The organism is Achromobacter sp. FW305-C-30-7 (assembly GCF_058783105.1).
Window position 1 is genome coordinate 44,700 of the sequence record NZ_JBYSYI010000017.1, and the last position, 6,390, is coordinate 51,089.

The 6,390-nt window shown below is 67.5% G+C and carries 7 protein-coding genes; 6 read left to right on the forward strand and 1 reads right to left on the reverse strand.

Annotated elements, in window-relative coordinates; genetic code table 11:
• The first annotated feature begins 117 nt into the window (after positions 1–117).
• From tpiA to AC3WOB_RS31015, 3 genes are all read left to right on the forward strand, one after another.
• Positions 118–864, forward strand: coding sequence for a triose-phosphate isomerase (gene tpiA, locus AC3WOB_RS31005; protein WP_492277179.1), 747 nt, complete (start codon positions 118–120; stop codon positions 862–864).
• Positions 865–885: 21 nt separating this feature from the next.
• Entirely contained in the window at positions 886–1,374 is a 489-nt protein-coding gene (secG, locus tag AC3WOB_RS31010) for a preprotein translocase subunit SecG (protein ID WP_492277180.1), read from the forward strand.
• Between the two features lie 165 nt (positions 1,375–1,539).
• Positions 1,540–2,442 carry a MurR/RpiR family transcriptional regulator gene (locus AC3WOB_RS31015; protein ID WP_492277181.1) on the forward strand — a complete coding sequence of 301 codons (903 nt, stop codon included), beginning with the start codon at positions 1,540–1,542 and terminating at the stop codon, positions 2,440–2,442.
• On the opposite strand, the gene AC3WOB_RS31020 is transcribed toward AC3WOB_RS31015, so the two are convergent.
• The gene (locus tag AC3WOB_RS31020; RefSeq protein ID WP_492277182.1) at positions 2,436–3,275 is read right to left on the reverse strand and encodes an HAD-IIA family hydrolase; all 840 of its coding nucleotides are present in this window, start codon (positions 3,273–3,275) and stop codon (positions 2,436–2,438) included. The two genes, AC3WOB_RS31015 and AC3WOB_RS31020, sit on opposite strands and share 7 nt — an antisense overlap.
• A gap of 230 nt (positions 3,276–3,505) precedes the next feature.
• Between AC3WOB_RS31020 and AC3WOB_RS31025 the strand changes: the two genes are divergently transcribed.
• Genes AC3WOB_RS31025 through phnE form a run of 3 tightly spaced genes read left to right on the forward strand, consistent with a single transcriptional unit; the run spans position 3,506 to position 6,320 of the window.
• Complete coding sequence (locus tag AC3WOB_RS31025; protein ID WP_492277183.1) at positions 3,506–4,441, forward strand: phosphate/phosphite/phosphonate ABC transporter substrate-binding protein; 936 nt, start codon at positions 3,506–3,508, stop codon at positions 4,439–4,441.
• A gap of 23 nt (positions 4,442–4,464) precedes the next feature.
• The gene (locus AC3WOB_RS31030) at positions 4,465–5,304 is read left to right on the forward strand and encodes a phosphonate ABC transporter ATP-binding protein (protein WP_492277184.1); all 840 of its coding nucleotides are present in this window, start codon (positions 4,465–4,467) and stop codon (positions 5,302–5,304) included.
• Positions 5,301–6,320: a phosphonate ABC transporter, permease protein PhnE gene (gene phnE / locus AC3WOB_RS31035; protein ID WP_492277185.1), complete on the forward strand. Its 1,020-nt coding sequence runs from the start codon at positions 5,301–5,303 to the stop codon at positions 6,318–6,320. Before AC3WOB_RS31030 ends, phnE begins: the two co-directional genes overlap by 4 nt.
• Positions 6,321–6,390: the final 70 nt, after the last annotated feature.

The window sequence follows — 6,390 nt, forward strand, 5'->3', positions numbered from 1 at the left end:
CGCCCCGCAACAGGATACAATCACGGGTTTCGCCTGGAATTTTTTCCAGGCAGACCTGTGGGCGGTTGCTAAGCAGCCTCTGGCTCGCCCCAGCCCAACCGATACAGATACCTCGCCATGACTTCAGTCGAAAACCGCGCCCGCCTCGTGCTGGGCAACTGGAAGATGCACGGCAACCTGGCCGAGAACGCCGCGTTGCTGACCGAGCTGCGCGCCGCGGATGCTGCGAGCCACTGCGAAATCGGCATCTGCGTACCGTTTCCCTATCTCGCGCAGGCGGCGTCGGCCCTGACCGGCAGCAGCGTGTCGTGGGGCGCGCAAGACGTCAGCGCCCATGACAAGGGCGCCTACACCGGGGAAGTCTCCGGCGCCATGCTGAAGGAATTCGGCTGCCGCTGGGCCCTGGCCGGCCATTCCGAGCGCCGCGTGCTGCATGGCGAGACCGACGAAATCGTCGCCGCCAAGGCCCAGGCCGCGCTGGCCGCCGGCCTGACCCCGGTCGTGTGCGTGGGCGAGTCCCTGGCCGACCGCGAAGCCGGCAACACGCTGGCCGTGATCGAACGCCAGTTGAAGCCCGTGCTGGCTTTGGGCGCCGAGGCGGTTTCGCGCATGGTCCTGGCCTATGAGCCCGTCTGGGCCATCGGCACCGGCCGCACCGCCAGCCCCGAGCAGGCGCAAGAAGTCCATGGCGCGATCCGCGCCGCCCTGCGCGCGCTGGGCGCGGCGCAGGTGCAAGTGTTGTACGGCGGCAGCGTCAAGGCTGCCAATGCCGCCAGTTTGTTCGCCATGACTGATATCGACGGGGCCCTGGTCGGCGGCGCGTCGCTCGTGGCCGAAGAATTTTTGCGAATCGCCGCTATCTAAGTTTCCGTTCCGGAGTCTGTAATGCCCTTGATGCTCAAAATCCTGCTGGCCGTCCAAGTGATCTCGGCGCTGGCTATCATCGTCCTGGTCCTGCTTCAGCAGGGCAAAGGCGCCGACATGGGGTCCGCTTTCGGTAGCGGCTCGGCCGGCAGCCTGTTCGGCGCCACCGGCGCGGCGAACTTCCTGTCGCGCGCAACCAAGTGGGCCGCCGTGGTCTTCTTCGCGTCCACCGCTGGCCTGGCTTATGTCAGCCACAAGGGCAACAGCGGCCCGGCCGTCGATTCCGGCGTGATGCAAAGCTTCCCGGCCGACCGTTCGGTGCCGCAAGTGCCGGGCGCGGCGCCTGCCGCTCCCGCCGGTGCATCCTCGGTCCCTGGCGCCGCTTCGGTGCCCGCCGCTCCGGCCAAGCCCGACGCGTCGGTACCCTCGGTGCCGGCCGCGCCCGCTACCCCGGCCGCTCCGGCCGCAGGCGACAAGCCGGCCGAAACGCCCGCTACGCCGGCGAAGTAAGCCGCAGCAAACGGAAAGGCCGGCATCATGCCGGCCTTTTTCATGGACGCTGCGCGCGGCTCGAACCTCCTGTCATCAGCGGCCGGTAGCATGCGCCATCGCCGCGCCGGCAGCGGGTAGAGTATCGTTGCCTTCGCATCCGGTTTCCGTCCCCCAGACCCCGCCATGGCCACATCCAAACGCTCCCCCCGAACGCCGTCCGCCGCCGATCCGCAGCGGGGCTCGCCCCAGGCCATGCTGGCGCGCATCCAGAGCCTGTTGCCGTCGATGGGGGCGGCCTCGCAGCGCATCGGCGAATTCGTCATACGCCATCCCGCGGACGTGGTGCACATGTCGGTCAGTGAAGTGGCGGAACGCACCCAATGCAGCGAAGGCAGCGTGGTGGGCTTCTGCAAGCTGCTGGGCGCCACCGGCTTTCAACAGCTGAAGATCGCGCTGGCGCAGCAGATCGTGCAGCCCGTGCAGTACATCCACGAAGACCTGGCCGCCAAGGACACGCCCGAGCAGGTCGTCAGCAAGATCTTCCACAGCAACATCCAGACCCTGCAGGAAACCGAATCGGTGCTGGACGTGGCCGCGCTGAGGGCGGCGGTGGAGCTGATCCGCCGCGCCCGCCGCGTGGAAATCTACGGCATCGGCAGCTCGGCCGTGATCGCGCACGACGCGCACTACCGCATGTTGCGCATCGGCCTGCATGCCACGGCAGTGACCGATTCCCACGTGCAAGCCATCAGCGCATCGCTGACCGGGCCGGACGTCGCCGTGCTGACTATTTCGCACTCGGGCAGCACGCACGAAACCGTGCTGGCGACGCGGCTGGCGAAAGAAGCCGGCGCGCGCACCATTTGCATCACCAATTTTGGTAAATCGCCCATCCAGGAGCACGCGGATGTGGTGCTGCACACCATGTCGCGCGAGACTCGATTCCGCACCGAGGCGATGACCAGCCGGCTGGCCCAATTGGCCATCATCGACACACTCATCGCCTGTCTGGCCCTGTCCGACTACGACAAGGCCGTCTCTACCCTGCGCAGCACTTTCGACGTGCTGTCGAACAAGCGCTACTGATCGCCTTCGATGCCCGCCGGCAGCGCATGCCTGCGCGGGCATGCGCTATCCAGCAGCCCGGCCACGTCCGGCGCATCCGCGTAGGGCGCATTCCCAACCAGCAGATAACCCAAGCCCAGGCGCACCGCGCCCAGGCCATCCGTGCGCACGTTGTCGCCGATGACCGTGGTGTCCGCTGGCGTCAGGCCCAGCCGGCGCAATCCTTCCTCCAGCAGCATGGCCCCGGGCTTGCCGAGTATGCGCGGGCGCACACCGGGCGCGCAGGCCAGCACCGACTGCAGCAGCGCGCCCGTCTCCGGGACGATGGCGCCTTGCGGGCCCGGGTGGGTGAGATCGCCGTTGCTGACCATCAATGCCGCGCCTCGGGCGAGTTCCCTTGCCAGGCTCTGCAGCGTTCCATAGCCGAAGGCGAGATCGCGCGCCAGCAGCACGATGTCCGCATCGCGCTCCACCAGCGCCAGCCCCAGGCCTGCGGCGCAAGCCCGCAGCGCGTCCGAGGCGCAGAGCAGCAGCCTGGCGCGAGGGTGCTGGCGGGCGATATGGCGCAAGGCCTGCTCGCCGGCCAGGACCAGCGTGTCGGCTTCTACCGGCAGGCCCATTGCCCGTAAGCGTGGCGCCAGGCCCGCCGCGGTATCGGTGGAATTGTTGGACACGATGACGCAGCGCCCCGCCCAGCGGGTCAGCAGTTCGCTGGCGCCAGGTATCACCTCATGCCCGCGTATCAAGGTCCCGTCCAGGTCCAGGATCAGTCCGCGCGAGCGGACGGTCCAGGGCGATTCGGCCGTCGGGGCTTGGGGGGAGTCGGAGACGGGAGTGCAGGCAATGCGGGTCATGGATCGGCGGTTGGGCGTCGAAGCGCGTGCAAGGTTGAAGGAGTGGGCGTCCGCTGTGATTCGGGGTACCCGGCGGCTGTGATTCTATCTGAACAAAATTCAAAAATTCATTTTTTTGATTTGAGAAATTTTCATTTGCCTGTCATGTGCGGTGACTAATCTGCGTTCCGGAATCAGGGCCAAGCACGTTGCGCCCCGATAGCAACCTCATCAAGACTAGGAACAACGAAATGAAGATCCGCACCTGCGCGCCTGCCCTGGCGCTCGTTTCCCTGCTGGCCGCCGCGCCTCTCGCGCAAGCCCAGTCCCTGGCCGATGGTTCGCAGCAGCGTCCGCTGCGCGTGCTGCTCATCCCCGCCGATGGCGGCACGGAATCGGGCACCAAGGCCGACTACGCTCCGATCTTCAACGCGATCACGCGCAGCACCGGCCTGCATTTCCAGCTAACGGTGGGCCAGTCCTATGGCGCCGTGGTCGAAGGCATGTGCAACCAGTTGGCCGAGGTCGCGTTCCTGGGTCCGGTTTCCTACGTGCAGGCGCATGAGCGCCAATGCGCGCAATTGCTGGCCGTGGGCGTGCAAAAGGGCGAGTCCGCCTATTACGCGGCGATGTTCGCCAAGGCCGATTCGCCCATCAATACGCTCGCCGACCTGAAGGGCAAGCGCGCCGCGTTTGGCGATGTGAACTCGGCCTCCAGCTTCACCTTCCAGGTGGCCTCCATGATCAAGGACGGCATGGATCCGGCCAAGGACCTGGCAGCGCTGCAACTGACCGGCAGCCACGCCAGCAGTCTGGCTGCGCTGGTGCAAGGCCAGGTCGACGCGGCCGCGCTGTCGTTCGACTCGTTCGACAAGGCCGTGCGCCAGGGCGCGGTGGATCCGAAGTCCGTGAAGGTGATCTTCAAGAGCGAGCCCATCCCGTATCCGCCGCTGGCCATGAACACCAAGCTGCCCGAGACGCTGAAGACCACGCTCAAGCAGGCCTTTGCCACGGTGCACCAGGCGCCCGGCGTGACGCCGGATATGGTGCGCGGCTACGGCGGCGCCAAGCTGGATCGTTTCGATACCGAGTTCTCCGAGGCGCAGTTCGCGGGCCCGGCTTCGAAGATGGCTCTGCTGACCGATGAGATCAAGGGCGAAATCCTGCAGAAGGCGGCCCAGCGGTGATCGCCGAAGCAAGCGGAATGGACATGCTGCGCTACGACGCCGTGGGCATGCGCTACGCCGATGGCACTACGGCGCTGAACTCGGTGTCGCTGCAGGTGCCGCGCGGTCAGTTCTGCGTGATCCTGGGCGCTTCGGGCGCGGGCAAATCGACCTTGCTGCGCATGGCCAACGGACTGACCACGCCGACCCAGGGCGACGTGTGGGTCGATGGCACGCAGGTGCAGCCGTCGACGCTGGCGGCGGTACGGCCCCGGATCGGCATGGTGCATCAGCACTTCAACCTGGTGTCGCGCTCCACGGTGGCGACCAACGTGCTGTCGGGCGCGCTGCCCGGCCTGCCGGCATGGCGTACCTATCTGATGCGCTTTCCCGCGGAATTGCGCGAGCGCGCCTGCCGGTTGGTGCGCGAAGTCGGCCTGCAGCCCGAACACCTGCAACGCCGCGTGAGCGAATTGTCGGGCGGCCAGCAGCAGCGCGTGGGCATCGCCCGCGCTTTCATGCTGACGCCCGCCTTGCTGCTGGCCGACGAGCCGGTGGCCAGCCTGGATCCGCGCATCAGCCGCGACATCCTGGCGCTGTTGCGCAATCAGGCGCGGGAACGCGGCGCCACCGTGCTGTGCAGTCTGCATCAGGTCGACCTGGCGCGGGAGTTCGCCGACCGCATCGTGGCCTTGCGCCATGGCGTCATGGTGTTCGACGGGCCGGCCGGCGCGTTCGATGAGGCCACAGCCCGTGCGCTCTATCAGGCCCCGCAGTCGGAGAGCGGCATGGCTGCCGTCGATCTTGCGGGCCGCGGCCATGCCGAGCCGCGCACGGCCAGGCCGATCCGGCCCGCGCTGTTGTCGGCAGGAGGCGCGCAATGAATACGCACGCATTGAAGACGACGGCCGATAACGCCGGATGGCGCCTGGATCCGCCCTATGGCGCTCGTGCGCTGCTGATCGTGATCGCCGCGCTGATGCTGTTTCTCTACATCGGCCAGCGGGTCGAGATGGGCCGCATGGCGGCGCTGACCCTGGACGGCGCGTTGGCCGCGGTCGGCCTGAAGGAGCAGTCCCAGGTCACGTCCGGCCTGGGCGCCCTGGCCGACAGCCTGTTCCCGCTGCAAATCTCGTATCGCACCGAGACCTCGCGCATCGAGGGCTTCGATCCGGACAAGCTGCCGTGGCTGGCGCGCGTGGAAACGTTGCAGGTGACCGAGAGCCGGCTGAATCCGCACACGCTGAAGATGGAAGACGAGGTGTCCACGCAGACCTACCTGGTCGAGCCGCTGGGCTATCTGTGGCGGGTGGCGGTCAAGATGGTGGAGACCTTCGAGATCGCGATCTGGGCGACCTTGCTGGCCGTATTGGGCAGCGTGCCGCTGGCCTATTGCAGCGCCCGCAACTATGCGCCCAACCGGCTGCTGTACGTGGCGGCGCGGGCCATCGTCAGCATGTTCCGCGCCATGCCCGAACTGATCTGCGCGCTGTTCCTGGTGCTGGCCTACGGCTTCGGCCCGATTGCCGGGGTGCTGGCGTTGGCCATCCATTCGATGGGCTTCCTCGGCAAGTTCTACGCCGAGGACATCGAGACGGCCGACACCAAGCCGCAAGAGGCGCTGGCGGCGATCGGCGCCAGCAAGCCGCGCGTGCTGGCCTATGCCGTGTTGCCGCAGGTCATGCCCAAGTTCACCGGCTACACCCTGTACATCCTGGACCGCAACGTGCGCATGGCCACGGTGGTGGGCCTGGTGGGCGCGGGCGGCATCGGGCAGGAGCTGAAAGGCCGCTACGACATGTACCAGTACGCCCACGTCGGGACCATTCTCGTCGTGATCTTCATCACCGTGTTCTTGCTGGACCAGGTTGCCGCCCGGCTGCGGCGCCGCTTGAGCTGAGCCGGGGGGGGGGGGGGGGGGGGGGGGGGGGGGGGGGGGGGGGGGGGGGGGGGGGGGGGGGGGGAGGGGG

Coding starts and splice junctions, on each gene's coding strand:
- tpiA (WP_492277179.1), top strand. CDS start 118: ATGACTTCAGTCGAAAACCGCGCCCGCCTCGTGCTGGGCAACTGGAAG.
- secG (WP_492277180.1), top strand. CDS start 886: ATGCCCTTGATGCTCAAAATCCTGCTGGCCGTCCAAGTGATCTCGGCG.
- AC3WOB_RS31015 (WP_492277181.1), top strand. CDS start 1,540: ATGGCCACATCCAAACGCTCCCCCCGAACGCCGTCCGCCGCCGATCCG.
- AC3WOB_RS31025 (WP_492277183.1), top strand. CDS start 3,506: ATGAAGATCCGCACCTGCGCGCCTGCCCTGGCGCTCGTTTCCCTGCTG.
- AC3WOB_RS31030 (WP_492277184.1), top strand. CDS start 4,465: ATGCTGCGCTACGACGCCGTGGGCATGCGCTACGCCGATGGCACTACG.
- phnE (WP_492277185.1), top strand. CDS start 5,301: ATGAATACGCACGCATTGAAGACGACGGCCGATAACGCCGGATGGCGC.
- AC3WOB_RS31020 (WP_492277182.1), bottom strand. CDS start 3,275: ATGACCCGCATTGCCTGCACTCCCGTCTCCGACTCCCCCCAAGCCCCG.